The sequence below is a fragment of the Mycolicibacterium pulveris genome (assembly GCF_010725725.1).
In the GTDB taxonomy this organism is placed as follows: Bacteria; Actinomycetota; Actinomycetes; order Mycobacteriales; family Mycobacteriaceae; genus Mycobacterium; species Mycobacterium pulveris.
Window position 1 is genome coordinate 703,456 of record NZ_AP022599.1, and the last position, 14,172, is coordinate 717,627.

Genomic DNA, 14,172 nt, shown 5'->3' on the forward strand with positions numbered 1-14,172 from the left:
GGCGGTGGGACCGGCTCGCCCGACGCAGGGCGCCGCGGCTGACGGGGTTAAATGGGCGCCATGCGTGCGATACAGATAGCCAGCCTGGACGGGCCGCGGGCCGCCAAGCTCGTCGAGGTCGACGAGCCGGACGGTAAGGACGCCGTCGTTATCGACGTGCACGCGGCCGGCGTCGCGTTTCCCGACGTGCTGCAGTCCCGCGGGCTCTATCAGTACAAGCCGGACCTGCCCTACACCCCTGGCGGTGAGGTCGCGGGCGTGGTGCGCAGCGCGCCCGCCGACGCCCACGTGGCGGCGGGTGACCGGGTCGCCGGGCTGACCATGGTCTGCGGGGCGATGGCCGAGGTCGTCGCGCTGCCCGCGGAGCGGGTTTTCAAGCTGCCCGACAACGTGTCGTTCGAGGCGGGCGCCGGCCTGCTGTTCAACGACCTGACCATGCACCACGCGCTACGGACACGGGGCCGGCTGGCCGAGGGCGAAACGGTGCTGGTGCACGGGGCGGCCGGCGGCATCGGCACCTCGACGCTGCGGTTGGCGCCGGTGTGGGGCGCGTCGCGTGTGATCGCGGTGGTGAGCACCGAGGACAAGATGGAGGTGGCCAGGGCCGCCGGGGCGACCGACGTGGTGCTCGCCGACGGTTTCAAGGACGCGGCCAAGGAGCTCACGGGCGGGCGCGGTGTGGACATCGTGGTCGACCCGGTCGGCGGTGACCGGTTCACCGACTCGCTGCGCTCGCTGGCTCCTGGCGGGCGGCTGCTGGTCGTCGGGTTCACCGGCGGAGAGATTCCGACGGTCAAGGTGAACCGGCTGCTGCTGAACAATCTCGACGTGGTCGGAGTCGGTTGGGGCGCATGGACTTTCACCCATCCCAACTATCTTGCCGAGCAGTGGGCCGTACTCGAACCGTTGCTGGCGTCGGGCCGGGTGCCTGCCCCCGAGCCGGTGGTGTATCCGCTTGAGCGCGCCGCGGACGCGATCGCCGCGCTGGAGGACCGATCAGCCAAGGGCAAGGTCGTCATGAAAGTGCGCTGACTCGCGGTCCTTCGCGCGACATCTGCGCCGAAACTGCGCACAGATCGCCAGATTCGCCGAAATCGCGATCTGAGCACAGTCTCGGCGATCCAGTGCAGGCTCAAACGCCGCGCCCGGACGCGACTTCGCGTTTGACCTCCAGGCGGCGCAACTTGCCCGAAGTCGTCCTCGGCAGGGTGCCGGGACGAACGAAGATCACGTCGGAAGGGACGACGCCGCATGCCGACGCGACGCGCTTGACGACATCCGCGCGGGCGGCGTCCTCGTCGGGTCCGCGGTACTCGGCGACGATCGCCACACCGGGTCGCACCGAGCGTTCGCCGACACCGACGGCCACGACGGCGCCCTCCCGCATCCCGGGTGTCGTCGCGGCCACCTGTTCGACTTCCGCGGGAAAGACGTTTCGGCCCGCGACGGTGATCAGCTCCTTTGCGCGCCCACACACCACGAGGCCGCCGTCGACCAGATAGCCCAGATCGCCTGTGGCGAACCACTCTTCGGCGTCCAGCGGCTCCGATCCGCGGTAGCCCGTCATCATCGACGTGCCGCGGATCATCACCTCGCCGACATGAGACCCGTCGTCACGTGGCTCGATGCGCACCGACATCCCCGCTATCGGCTCGCCGAGGACCGCCTGGCCCGCGTTATCGATGACCAGGCCCCGGCCGGGCGCGGGAACGGTTACCGCACAGGTGGCTTCGGCCAACCCGTACGACGGGGCCAGCGCGCCGGCGTCGAACCCGAAGCGGGCCATCTCGTCGGCGAACCGCGCGGTGAGACCGCAATCGACGGGCTCACCGCCGTTCAGCGCGAAGCGCACGCTGCCCAGATCCACGTCGGCGACCCGCCGCGAGTACTTGCCGATCAGGCCGTAGGCCATGTTCGGCGCCGCGGTGATGGTGGCCCGGCTTTCGGTGAGCCAGCTCAGCCAACGAAAGGGCGACGCTTGAAACGCTGCGGTCGGCGCCTGCCACACGTCGGTGCCGCCGAGCGCGCCGGCGAGCAGAAAACTCAGCCCCATGTCGTGATACAACGGCAACCAGGAACAGCCGACGTCGGCCGGCGTCACACCGATGCGCGCGTTGAGGCCGTTGAGGTTGGCCAGCACCGCCTCCGGCGCCAACTGCACCGTCCGCGGAGTGCCCGTCGACCCGGCGGTGCCCTGCAGGATCGCCACCGGCGCCGGATCGTCCGGTGCGACGAACGTCGTCGAGCGGTGCACGGGTGCAACCGAGCCGAGTTCCTTGACGACAAGTGGCCCGTCGGCGACCGCCAGCCGTTCGAGGTGGGCACCGTGGCTGAGAACGTGGCTGACGCCCATGCCGGCAAACCGGGTCAGGGCCTGCTGCGCCCACTGGTCGGCGTCGGCGCCGCGCACCGGACCCGCGCCGATCGAGACCGCCGCGCCGGCCTGAAACGCACCCAGGATCGCGGCGATCAACTCGACAGTGGGCTCCCCGGTCACGCCCAGCGCGGCGACGTCGTCGTTGCGCAGCCACTCGGCGACGTTTTCGGCTCGCGCGTGCACCTCGGGCCACGGATGACGCGTCCACCGTCCGTCCTGCAGCACGGCCAGGAAGTTGTCGCTGTTCGATAGCCGCTCGGCAAGCGCGGCCGCCAACGAGTTCATCGCACCCTCGCACGTCTTGATCCAGGGAACCGGCAACCTCGACACGGTTCGCTCCCGCAAAATTAACGGATGCGCGTACGCGGTGGTCGGCTACGTCCGTAGGGCGGGCGGCCGCCGACGGGGTGGTTTGGGGTTGAGCCTCAGACAGGAGTTTTTCCGCTCGCGATGGACCGGGCGTCTGACGGCACCGGCTCGTCATCGGGCAACTCGACTCTGATCGCGCGTTCCGGACAGCCCTTCGCACCCTCGACGGCCTTCTCGAACAACTGCTCGTCGACATGGGGCCTGACGACGACGCAGTAGCCGTCGGCGTCGGGCTGATATATCTCCGGCGAATTCGTATAGCAGACGCCCCAGCCCATGCAGCGATTCCGGTTGACGACCACGCGCACCATTTCGCTTTCGTCCACCTCGGGCGCAGCGAAGCGGGCACGCAGGTCATCTTGCGTGGCGGGGCTGAACCCCCGCTTCGTGATGAGATGGACCGCCCGATCCACCATCTGGGCGTTGGTGACCCGCCGGTGGATGGCCGGGCAATCCCCGATGCCGACCCGAATGCCGAGCCCGCGGTCCAGCGCATGCTCCCAAAGTTCTTGGCAGCGTTCGGCAGAGCTCATCGCATACGGCACGACGACGATTTCGTGGTCGATCCACTTCGGGATTTGCGAGACCAGAAAGTCGAGTACGGCGGGGTCGGGATCGTTGTGGGACACCCACCGGTCGGAGAAGAACAGCTTGATCTTCAACGGTTGCCGCAAGATTCCGATGCGGGCCGCCAGCATCACCCAGCGTAGGTCGACGGCGTTGAACACCCCGATGCTCGGCACCAAACCGGCTTTCTTGAACCGATCGAGTTCAGGCGGGTATGCCGGATGTGAGCCGTTCGAGCGCTCGGTCGCTTCGAACCGACTCTCGTCTTCGTTCCACAGCGCGTGCGTTACGTGGCGGGCCGGATCGAAAGGCGCGAACAACAGCCCGGCACCGGCCGGTGGGTGCTCGGCCACCGCCCAGATGTGCTCGAGGCGACCGTCGTAGCCGGGATAGGCCAGCGGATCGACATCACGCGCCGCGGCGGCCAAGACGCTCCGCGAGATCTCGCCGTCGGACCAGGCCTGGCGGCCGTCGTCGAAGCGGGCGTGGTAGTGAACCACGGTGGCCCCGTGCTGAATGCACTCCACCACATCGCGAGCGGTCTCGTCAGCACCGTAGGGCACGTGCGGGTTCTCGTCCTTGCTGGCCTCCCCATTAACCCCGACTTCCAGGTACACCTTGCCGTCGTCGCGAAAACTCACTGCCTTCCGCCCTTTCTTCGCCGGTGTCCACAAGTGACGGACGCCGTCGCTCGGTTGCCGAAAAGTCGCTCTGGTCAATGCCTCCGGTGACGGTCTAGAGTTTACACAAGTATTACTTGTATAAATACCGGCCCTTGCCGGGGAGACGGCCTCATCAAGAACCAGAGGGTGCGTGGCAAAGGAGGAGCATCATGCGTGTTGTCGTGGACCTCGATCTGTGCGAGGGCAATGCGTTCTGCGTGAACATCGCGCCTGCCGTCTTCGAACTCAGCGATGACGAGTACTCCGTGGTGAAAGTCGACCCGATCCCCGTAGATCAGGAGGCACTCGTCACCAAGGCCATCGAAGCGTGCCCGCGCCAGGCGCTGTCACGCCGGGATTGACGCCATGCCACCTAGCAGCGCGCGGCCGCCCACATGTCGGTGCCGTGCACCGGCAGACCGTGCCCGGGTAGCAGATGCTCGACGGGCAGCGCCCGCAGGCGGTGCTCGCTGCGCGCCGCCGCGCCGCGATCCACGACCTCCGGAGTGAACCACGCCCGGGCCCGCGCACTGAGCACCGCGTCACCGGAGATCAGAGTCCGACTGTCGGCGTGCCAGAACGCGGCCGAGTCGTCGGTATGGCCCGGCACGTGCAGCACTTCCCAGCCGGTTGCGCCGGGCAGCGGCTGGCCGTCGGCCAACGGTTGGGCTCCGCTCAAGGCGTCCCCGACCATCCCCTTGCCTCCGCCGTATCCCGCGATGCGCTGGCCTTCGGCGAAGCCGCGCAACCCGGTCAGGTCCAGCGGCTGGCTGATCAGGGTGGGCCAGATCTTGGCGACCGCGCTGAGCGCCGGGGTGCGGGGCTTTCGGGTGCCGTCCAGATAGCTGAGCGTGACCTCGGGAAGATGCAGCGCCGCCCCGTGCTCGGCGGCCAACCGCGGCGCCCCGGAGACATGGTCGCTGTGACCGTGGGTGGCCACCACCGCGGCGACGGTGCCGCGGTGGACGGACAGCACGCCTGCGATGTCGTCGGCGCTGCCGGGCATACCCGCGTCGACCACCACGTAGGACCCGTCGCCGCGGATCAGGTAGCAGTTGAAGATCCACCGGGAGAGACGGATGACCCCGATGTCGTCGAGCGGCTCAACCACCAGCGCCATCGAGCCTCCTTCGTCGTGCAGGTTTGAAGCCGTCGCCCCGCCAGGCATCCTCGCAGGCGCATCGCCCAACAGAAAAGAAACGGCCCCCGGAGTCTTCTCCGGGGGCCGTTCCACCTAGTAGCGGGGGCAGGATTCGAACCTACGACCTCTGGGTTATGAGCCCAGCGAGCTACCGAGCTGCTCCACCCCGCGTCGGTAAACGCAAGGTTACCCAAGGGGCGGTGCACGGCCAAATCGCGCGGTCAGCAAGGGCGGTGAATCAGCTAACGGCTGAATTCTGCGGCGTGCCAACGGCCCGCGAGCGTGCGCGAACTCGCGCTCGAGCCCGGCGTGTCGGCCTCAGACTCGCACGCTCGCCGCAGGCTAGTTCGTGGTTTGGTACTTCTCCACCGCGTCGTCGAGGCGCTGCAGCGCCTGACCGAACTCGCCGAAGTCGCCGCTTCGCTGTGCCTGACGCAACGCGTCCAGGGCAGTGTTGACCTCGTCCAGCGCAGCGGCTTTGGCCGCCGACAACTGCGTTGGCACGCCGGGTGATGCCGCTGCGGGCGGCGGTGTCTGCGCCTCTCCAGGCGCGCTGCCCCGCTGGTTGGCCGGCGGCGGCTGGGCGGCCGGCGGCTCCCCGTCGGTGGTCGTCGCGGCCGGTGGCGTACCGCCGGGCATCGGCGCAGGCCCGGTCGCGGTGGCGTCGGCGCCGGGCCCGAACAGCTCGGTGAGCGCGTCACGCACGGTGGGGCCGTAGCCGACCTTGTCGTTGTACATCATCGCCACCCGGATGAGCCGGGGATACGTCGATGCGGCGTCGCTGGTGCCCGGCGAGGCGTAAACCGGCGCGACGTAGAGCAACCCGCCCTGAACCAACGGCAGTGTGAGCAGGTTGCCCCACCGGATGCGGTTCTGGTTATCGCGTCCGATGACGCCGAGGTCCTGGCTCACCGCGGTGTCGGTGCTGATCGCGTTGAACGCCAGCTTGGGACCGTTGACCTGGCCGGGAACGGTGAGCACCGTGAGCTTGCCGTAGGTCTCCGGGTCGGAGCTGGCGCTGATGTAGGCGGCCAGGAAGTCACGACGGAACCGGTTCATCGCGGTCGTCAACTGGAACGACGCCGTGCTGTCGTTGGCCGCAAGGTCCCTGGCCACGATGTAGTAGGGCGGCTGGAAGCTGCTGGCGGTCGGGTTGGGGTCCAGCGGGACGTCCCAGAAATCCGACGTCGAGAAGAACGTCACCGGGTCGTCGACGTGGTACTTGGCCAGCAATGCGCGCTGCACCTTGAACAGGTCTTCCGGATAGCGCAGGTGCTCGCGCAGCTCGTCGGAGATCTCGCTCTTCGGCTTCACCGTGTCCGGGAAGACCTTCATCCACGCTTGCAGCACCGGATCCTGCTCGTCCTGGGCGTACAACGTCACGGTGCCGTCGTAGGCGTCGACCGTGGCCTTGACGGAGTTGCGGATGTAAGACACCTGCTTGTCGGGTGGCAACCGGTTGAAGGCAACCTCGTTGGAATCCGCGGTGGCGCTCGACAGCACCGTGGACTCCGAGTACGGATAGTTGTCCAGCGTGGTGTAGCCGTCCACGATCCATACCAGGCGCTTGTTCACGATCGCCGGATACACGGTGGTGTCGGTGGTCAGCCACGGGGCGACCGCCTCGACCCGGTCGGCGGGATCACGGTTGAACAAAATCTTGCTGTTCTCACCGATCACGTTGGAGAACAGGAAGTTCCGCTCGGCGAACTTGGCGGCGAACAGCGACCGGGCCAGCCAGTTGCCGACCGGGACACCGCCGCGGCCGGTGTAGGTGTAGTTCCGCGTCTCGGTGCTGGTCTCGAAGTCGTACTCCCTAGGTGGGCCGTTCTCCCCCACGATCGCGTAATCGGCCGGGGTGTTGGCGATCACCGGGCCGTAGTAGATCCGCGGCTGCTCCAGCGGCGCAGGACCCTGGTTGATGATGCCGTCCGGTCCGACCGCGTTGACGAGAAACTCCGGATAGCCGCCGTTCTGGTTGGGGTCGTTGGCGATGCCGCGCACGGTGTTGGCCGGTGACGCGATGAAGCCGTTGCCGTGGGTGTAGACGGAGTGGCGGTTGATCCAGTCGCGCTGGTTGTCGATCAGCCGGTCGGGGTTGAGCTCCCGGGCGGCCACCACGTAGTCACGCAGGTTGCCGTCGGGCCCGGTGTAGCGGTCCATCGCCAGCTGGTCGGGGAAGTAGTAGAAGTTCTTGCCCTGCTGGAACTGGGTGAACGCGGGGCTGACGATGGTGGGGTCCAACAGCCGAATATTGGATGTGGTGGCCCGGTCGGCGGCCACCTGCTGCGCCGTCGCCTGCGCGTCGCCGCTGTAGCTGCGGTAGGTGACCACTTCATCGGTCAACCCGTAGGCATCCCTGGTGGCTTCGATGCTGCGGCCGATGTACTCGCTTTCCTTCTGCGCCGCATTGGGTTTGACGCTGAACTGTTCGACGATCAAGGGCCAGCCGGCTCCGACGATCAGCGAGGACAACAGCAGAAGCACCACACCGATGGCCGGAATCCGCAAGTCGCGCAGCACGATCGCGGAGAACACCGCCGCGGCGCAGATCACCGCGATCGCCATCAGGATCAGCTTGGCGGGCAGCACCGCGTTGATGTCGGTGTAGCCGGCGCCGGTGAACGGTTTTCCGGTGCGGGTGTGGCTCAGCAGCTCGTAGCGGTCGAACCAGTACGCGATCGCTTTGAGCAGCATCAGGGTGCCGACCAGCGAGATCAGCTGGATACGGGCCGGGCGGCTGAGCGCACCGGTCCGGCCGGAGAGCCGGATGCCGCCGAACAGGTAGTGGCCCAACAGGTTGGCGATGAATGCCAGGAACGTCGCGACGAACAGGTAGTTCAGCACGAGCCGGTAGAACGGCAGGTCGAAGGCGTAGAAGCCCATGTCCATGCCGAACTGGGGGTCGGTGATCCCGAAGTCACCGCCGTGCAGGAACAGCTGTACGGTCTGCCACTGTCCGAGGGCGAACAGCCCGGCGAACAGCCCGATGATCGCGGGCACGCCGATGCCGACGAGCTTCAGCCGCGTCATCACCGCGGTGCGGTAACGCGCCACCGGGTCGTTGGGCCCCTCGGTCGGCACGAACACCGGTCTGCTGCGGTATGCCAGCGCCAGCCCGGCGAACACGATCGCCCCGATCAGCAGGGTCACCACCAGGAACAGGATGATCTGGGTGAACAACACCGTCGTGAACACCGAGCGGTAGCCGAGTTCGCCGAACCACAGCCAATCGACATAGGCATCGATCAGCCGCGGGCCGATCAGCAGCAGGAGCACGAAGGCCACCCCGACCGCAATGAGAATCCGGCTACGTCGTGTCAGCGCTGGCATTCTTGCCGCGGGCCGCATACCCACTCGTCAACTCCAGTCTTACCGATCTCTGACATCGCCACCCGACGTCAGCACAACTGTACGCAAGCGCCGTGCGCTCGGAATTCAACAGTGGGGACGTTCGCCGTCAGCGGAAAGCGCCTTCAAGGCGTCCACCGCCGTGGCGAGGGTGTCCACCCTGATCAGTTCCAGGCCGTCCTGGGGCGCGGACTTCGCCTCTTCGCAGTTGTCGGCGGGTACCAGGAAGACCGTCGCACCGGATTCCCGGGCGGCCAGCATCTTGTGCGTGATGCCGCCGATCGCTCCGACATGTCCGTCGCCGCTGATGGTGCCCGACCCCGCGACGAGCTCGCCGGCGCTGAGGTCGCCGGGGGTGAGTTTGTCCACGACCGCGAGGCTGAAGATCATCCCGGCCGACGGGCCACCGATATTGGCCAGGTTGAAGTCGACGGAAAACGGCGCCCATGGCGCGTCGAGCACCCCGATCCCGAGGTACCCCTGCTCGCCTTCGGGGTGCTCGCCCAGCGTGATGGTCGCGACGCCCGGCGGACCGTCCTTGCGGCGGTAGTCGAGCACAATCGTGTCGCCCGGCCTGGTCTGCTTGACCAGGGCCTGAAACTCTTCGAGGTTGGCCACCGGCTTGCCGTTGACCCCGTCGATCGCGTCACCGTCCTGCAGCTTGCCCGCCGAGGGACCGGGGTCGTTGACGTTTTCCACGGTGACCGCCATCGGGTAATCCATGTAAAGCAGCGCGGCGTACTCGGCGCTGCGCTCGGATCGGCGGAAGTCGGTGGTGTTGGCCTCGTTGATCTCTTCTCGCGTCTTGTCGGGCGGGTAGACCAAGTCGCGGGGCATCAGCTGTTCACGCCCCGACAGCCACAGCACCAGCGCCTGCCCCAGGGTGAGGCCGTCGCGCTGGGAGACGGTGGTCATGTTCAGGTGCCCCGACGTGGGATACACGTCGGCGCCTTCGATCTGGACGACCTCCTTTCCGTCGACCTCGCCGAGGGTGTTGAACGTCGGCCCCGGGCCAAGCGACACGAAAGGCACGACCACCACCGACACCAGCACCCCGAAGGCCAGGATCGGTACGAGGGCGACGAGCAACGTGAGAGTTCGCCTGTTCACGCCGCCCAATCTAAAGGTTGCGGGATGGGCGTCCTGGACCGCGACCCGGCTGCGAAACGGTGTTCGCTCTGCGCGTGACCTGCCTGACCACACAACGCGACGCCGGTGAGTACGGTTGAAGGTATGGCTGACCCGCCTTTTGGCTTCTCTGCCGGCGACGACCCGGAGCGCGACAAGCGCAAGAACGACCCGGACGCGGGCGGCGCTGGCGATCCGTTCGGGTTCGGCGGAGCGGAGTTCGACATGTCTCAGCTCGGCCAGATCTTCACCCGGCTCGGCGAGATGTTCAGCGGCGCGGGTGGCGCGATGGCCGGCGGCAAGACGTCCGGCCCGGTGAACTACGACCTGGCCCGCAAGCTGGCGTCGAGCCAGATCGGCTTCGTCGCACCGGTTCCCGAATCGACCAGCGCCGCGGTGCGCGATGCTGTGCACCTCGCCGAGACCTGGCTCGACGGCGCGACCGCGCTGCCCGCCGGCACCACCACCGCGGTGGCGTGGACACCCGCCGAGTGGGTCGACAACACCCTGGAGACCTGGAAGCGGCTGTGCGATCCGGTGGCCGAACAGATCTCCACCGTGTGGGCGTCGGCGTTGCCCGAGGAGGCCAGGAGCATGGCCGGCCCGCTGCTGGCGATGATGACCCAGATGGGCGGCATGGCGTTCGGTTCACAGCTGGGTCAGGCGCTGGGCACGTTGTCGCGAGAAGTGTTGACGTCCACCGACATCGGACTGCCCCTGGGGCCCAAGGGCGTCGCCGCGCTGATGCCTGACGCGATCGAGGCGCTCACCGAGGGTCTCGAACAGTCCCGCGGCGAGGTCATGACGTTCCTGGCCGCGCGGGAGGCCGCGCACCACCGGTTGTTCAGCCACGTGCCGTGGTTGTCCAGCCAGCTGCTCAACGCCGTCGAGGCGTTCGCCAGGGGCATGAAGATCGACATGACCGGCATCGAGGAACTCGCGCAGGGCTTCAACCCGGCGTCGCTGACCGATCCGACCCAGCTCGAACAGCTGCTCAACCAGGGCATCTTCGAGCCGAAGGCAACCCCGGAGCAGACCGCGGCGTTGACCCGGCTGGAAACGCTGCTGGCGCTGATCGAGGGCTGGGTGGAAACCGTCGTCACCGATGCGCTGGGCGAGCGGCTGCCCGGGACGGCGGCGCTCTCCGAGATGCTGCGCAGGCGCCGCGCCACCGGCGGTCCGGCCGAACAGACCTTCGCCACCCTGGTCGGGCTCCAGCTGCGGCCCCGCAAGCTGCGCGAGGCCGCGGCGCTGTGGCAGCGGCTGACCCAGGCTGTGGGCGCCGACGCCCGCGACGCGGTGTGGCAGCACCCCGACCTGTTGCCAACCGCCGAGGACCTCGACGAACCGGCCGGCTTCATCGACCGGATCATCGGCGGCGACACCAGCGGCATCGACAGCGCCATCGCAGAAGCGATCGCCGATCTGGAACGGGGCGAACCAGGCCCCGAGGAAGACGGCGACACGCCCTGAGCCTGTGAATAACCGCCGGGAGGATGCTCCCGGTCGTGGCAGAGTCGTCGCATGCGCTACGCGCTCAATCCGGCCACACCGGTACTGCTGCGTCCCGACGGGGTGGTGCAGGTGGGCTGGGATCCGCGCCGTGCGGTCGTCGTGCGGCCCCCGTCGGGAATGACCGCCACCGCGCTGGCCGATCTGCTTCGACGTCTGCAGTCGGGTGCCACGCTGGCCGAAATCCAGTGTCACGCCGACGACGCCGATCCCGCGCTGGTGGCCGAACTGGTCACGATGTTGGTCGACGCCGGGGTCGTCACCGCCACCGCACGACGGCGGGCTCGAGCGGCGTCGGTTCGCATTCACGGCAGCGGACCCCTTTCCGAGCTGCTCGCCACGGCGCTGCGCTGCTCGGGGGCCCGGGTCACCCGCAGCACGCGCAACAACGCCGGCGCGCCATCCGAGCACACCGACCTGGCGGTGCTGTCCGACTACCTCGTCGCCGACCCGAGGGTGGTGCATGATCTGCAGGCCGCCGGGGTCGCGCATCTGCCGGTGCGGGTGCGCGACGGCACCGGCCTGGTCGGGCCGCTGGTGATTCCCGGCGTCACAAGCTGTCTGCGCTGCGCGGACCTGCACCGCAGCGACCGCGACGCCGCTTGGCCTGCCGTCGCGGCGCAGTTGCGCGACACCGTCGGCACCGCCGATCGGGCGACCGTGCTGGCGACCGCGGCGCTGGCACTGAACCAGGTCGACCGCGTGATCCGCGCCGTCCGCGAGGAACGCAGCACCGACGAGCCGTTGCCGACACTGGACACCACGCTGGAGTTCGACGTCAACGTCGGCTCGGTGGTCGCGCGCCGCTGGTCACGGCACCCGAGCTGCCCATGTTGAAAACGTCTGTTGCCAACTCGTTGCCGTGCGGTCAGCTCCGTCAGGGATGATGGTCTGGTGAGTGAGATCAAACGGGGCCGCGCAGCGCGCAACGTCAAGCTGGCGAGCCTTCCCGTCGGCATGGCCGGCCGGGCCGCCCTGGGCTTCGGCAAACGGCTGACCGGTAAGTCGAAAGACGAGGTCAACGCCGAGCTGATGGATAAGGCCGCCCAGCAGCTGTTCACCGTCCTCGGTGAGCTCAAGGGCGGGGCGATGAAGGTGGGTCAGGCGCTGTCGGTGATGGAGGCCGCGATCCCCGAGCAGTACGGCAAGCCGTACCGCGAGGCGCTGACCAAGCTGCAGCGGGAAGCCCCGCCGCTGCCCGCTGCCAAGGTGCACCGGGTGCTCGATTCGCAGTTGGGCACGAAGTGGCGGGAGCGGTTCGCGTCGTTCGACGACAAGCCCGTGGCCTCGGCCAGCATCGGGCAGGTGCACCAGGCGGTGTGGTCAGATGGCCGCGAGGTCGCGGTCAAGATCCAGTACCCGGGTGCCGACGAGGCGCTGCGCGCCGACCTGAAGACGATGCAGCGCCTGGTGGGCGTGTTCAAACAACTCGCCCCCGGCGCCGACGTCGACAGTGTGGTCGACGAGCTCATCGAGCGCACCGAGATGGAGCTTGACTACCGGCTCGAGGCCGACAACCAGCGCGCCTTCGCCAAAGCCTATGAAGGCCATCCGCGCTTCGTGGTTCCCCGCATCGTCGCCAGCGCGCCCAAGGTCGTGATCCAGGAGTGGATCGAGGGCGTGCCGATGTCGGTGATCATCCGCGAGGGCACTCAGGAACAACGAGACCTGATGGGCACCAGGCTGTTCGAGTTGACGTATGACGCGCCTCGCCGGCTGGAGATGATGCACGGTGACACCCATCCCGGCAACTTCATGCTGCTACCCGACGACAAGATGGGGGTCATCGACTTCGGCGCCGTCGCACCGATGCCCGGCGGAATCCCGGTCGAGATCGGTTTGGCGACGCGGTATGCCCTGAACGACGACTACGACAATCTGCTGATCACCATGCAGAAGATCGGCTTCGTCCAGAAGGGCGAGCAGGTGTCCAAGCGCGAAATGGACGACATGATGCGCCAGTACGTCGAACCCCTCCAGGCCGAGGCGTTCCACTACAACCGCAAGTGGCTGCAACGGATCACCACCTCGAACATCCGGCCCGAACGCGCCGCCGGACAGCTCAAGGCCGCCCGGCAGATGGACATCCCCGCCAAGCTCGCAATCCCGATGCGGGTGATCGCGTCCAACGTCGCGATCGCGTGCCAGCTCGACGCCCATGTCCCGGCCAGAAGGCTTGCCACGGAACTTATTCCGGGTTTCGCCGACGAAGCCGCCTGATGCCGGGACGCCCGGCAGCGCGGGCGAGCGCATCGAAACTGCTGTGAGATCGCAATTTTCGCCGATATTACGATCTGCGCGCAGTCTCGACGGCCGCTGGGCGAGCCCGGCAGCGTCTACGCCGCTGCCGGGCTGTCCTCGGTGTTCTTGCGTGGCCGGCCACGCGGACGCTTGCGCGCGATGACGGTGCCGCGGTCGAAGATCTCGCCGCCCCACACGCCCCACGGTTCCTGACGTTCCAACGCCGCGGCCAGGCAGTCGGCACGGATCGGGCACTGTGCGCACAGCCCCTTGGCGCGTTCGAGGTCGACGGGGTTGTCGGCGAACCACAGGTCGGGATCGCCGACATGGCACGGCACCGCCAGCATCGTCTTCGTCCGGCATGTCAGGGTCGACATGTCTGTCCTCTGCTTCCTGGTCGAGGGTTTCGCATCTGTCTTCTGATGGATCCGTGACCAGGTGTTCGGTGTCTGCGCGATTTCCGAAATAAAACTGGCCACGGATCCGGTGACTGCGGTTCCGTGGCCTCTCGGCGAAATCGTGGGCTCTCCTAGATGGGGCCCCAATCCACGGAAGATGCAGTCGCGGCGGCGGCGGCGCGGCGCTTACGCGGCGTGTTGCCGGCTGCGGCGGCCGCCGCGGCGTGCGCGGGAATGGCGGGATGCGCCGTGGTGACGGCGGTCGGGAGGGTCCGCGACATGCCGATAACGCCCGCGGCACGGCCTACGCCGGTGAACGCGTTGATGCTCGCCATGATCTCGGCACCCTCCTCTCGCACGATGAAATACACAGCAGGTGTGTGATCTTGAGGCTAAGCGTAACAGCGTGATCGCACAAACGAATTT

Annotated in this window: 12 protein-coding genes and 1 tRNA gene; 5 read left to right on the plus strand and 8 right to left on the minus strand. The window is 67.7% G+C overall.

The features are described 5' to 3' along the window. Window positions 1-60: 60 nt before the first annotated feature. On the plus strand, window positions 61-1,032 hold the full coding sequence (locus G6N28_RS03675; RefSeq protein ID WP_163897093.1) for an NADPH:quinone oxidoreductase family protein: 972 nt from the start codon (window positions 61-63) through the stop codon (window positions 1,030-1,032). Between the two features lie 100 nt (window positions 1,033-1,132). Here G6N28_RS03675 and mbtM read toward each other — a convergent pair whose 3' ends face one another. Both mbtM and G6N28_RS03685 read right to left on the minus strand, forming a co-directional pair. Further along, a complete protein-coding gene (gene mbtM, locus G6N28_RS03680; protein ID WP_163905790.1) occupies window positions 1,133-2,662 on the minus strand; it encodes a long-chain-fatty acid--ACP ligase MbtM in 1,530 nt (509 codons plus the stop codon). A gap of 140 nt (window positions 2,663-2,802) precedes the next feature. Next, window positions 2,803-3,954, minus strand: coding sequence for a 3-keto-5-aminohexanoate cleavage protein (locus tag G6N28_RS03685; RefSeq protein ID WP_163897094.1), 1,152 nt, complete (start codon window positions 3,952-3,954; stop codon window positions 2,803-2,805). Between the two features lie 191 nt (window positions 3,955-4,145). On the opposite strand from G6N28_RS03685, the gene G6N28_RS03690 reads away from it, so the two are divergent. Next, window positions 4,146-4,337: a ferredoxin gene (locus G6N28_RS03690; RefSeq protein WP_163897095.1), complete on the plus strand. Its 192-nt coding sequence runs from the start codon at window positions 4,146-4,148 to the stop codon at window positions 4,335-4,337. Window positions 4,338-4,348: 11 nt separating this feature from the next. Here the strand turns inward: G6N28_RS03690 and G6N28_RS03695 are convergent, their stop codons facing one another. The 4 genes from G6N28_RS03695 to G6N28_RS03710 all read right to left on the minus strand — a co-directional run bounded on the left by G6N28_RS03695 (window position 4,349) and on the right by G6N28_RS03710 (window position 9,577). Continuing rightward, window positions 4,349-5,095: an MBL fold metallo-hydrolase gene (locus tag G6N28_RS03695; RefSeq protein WP_163897096.1), complete on the minus strand. Its 747-nt coding sequence runs from the start codon at window positions 5,093-5,095 to the stop codon at window positions 4,349-4,351. Window positions 5,096-5,213: 118 nt separating this feature from the next. Beyond that, window positions 5,214-5,287, minus strand: a tRNA-Met gene (locus G6N28_RS03700). Window positions 5,288-5,458: 171 nt separating this feature from the next. Then, window positions 5,459-8,473: a UPF0182 family protein gene (locus G6N28_RS03705; protein ID WP_163897097.1), complete on the minus strand. Its 3,015-nt coding sequence runs from the start codon at window positions 8,471-8,473 to the stop codon at window positions 5,459-5,461. An 81-nt stretch (window positions 8,474-8,554) separates the two neighbouring features. Continuing rightward, window positions 8,555-9,577 (minus strand): YlbL family protein, encoded by a 1,023-nt coding sequence (locus tag G6N28_RS03710; RefSeq protein ID WP_163897098.1) that lies wholly within the window; start codon window positions 9,575-9,577, stop codon window positions 8,555-8,557. 123 nt (window positions 9,578-9,700) lie between these two features. Here G6N28_RS03710 and G6N28_RS03715 point away from each other — a divergent pair, with 123 nt between their 5' ends. Genes G6N28_RS03715 through G6N28_RS03725 form a run of 3 tightly spaced genes read left to right on the plus strand, consistent with a single transcriptional unit; the run spans window position 9,701 to window position 13,327 of the window. Continuing rightward, window positions 9,701-11,068, plus strand: coding sequence for a zinc-dependent metalloprotease (locus tag G6N28_RS03715; RefSeq protein ID WP_163897100.1), 1,368 nt, complete (start codon window positions 9,701-9,703; stop codon window positions 11,066-11,068). A gap of 51 nt (window positions 11,069-11,119) precedes the next feature. Beyond that, window positions 11,120-11,944: a bacteriocin biosynthesis cyclodehydratase domain-containing protein gene (locus G6N28_RS03720; RefSeq protein ID WP_163897102.1), complete on the plus strand. Its 825-nt coding sequence runs from the start codon at window positions 11,120-11,122 to the stop codon at window positions 11,942-11,944. A gap of 57 nt (window positions 11,945-12,001) precedes the next feature. Then, on the plus strand, window positions 12,002-13,327 hold the full coding sequence (locus tag G6N28_RS03725) for a macrolide-binding ATPase MABP-1 (RefSeq protein ID WP_179962012.1): 1,326 nt from the start codon (window positions 12,002-12,004) through the stop codon (window positions 13,325-13,327). A 116-nt stretch (window positions 13,328-13,443) separates the two neighbouring features. Here the strand turns inward: G6N28_RS03725 and G6N28_RS03730 are convergent, their stop codons facing one another. Together G6N28_RS03730 and G6N28_RS03735 are read right to left on the minus strand one after the other, a co-directional pair. Then, window positions 13,444-13,725 (minus strand): WhiB family transcriptional regulator, encoded by a 282-nt coding sequence (locus G6N28_RS03730; protein WP_163897106.1) that lies wholly within the window; start codon window positions 13,723-13,725, stop codon window positions 13,444-13,446. Window positions 13,726-13,877: 152 nt separating this feature from the next. Further along, window positions 13,878-14,105, minus strand: a complete 228-nt coding sequence (locus G6N28_RS03735) for a hypothetical protein (protein ID WP_163897107.1) — start codon at window positions 14,103-14,105, stop codon at window positions 13,878-13,880. Window positions 14,106-14,172 lie beyond the last annotated feature (67 nt).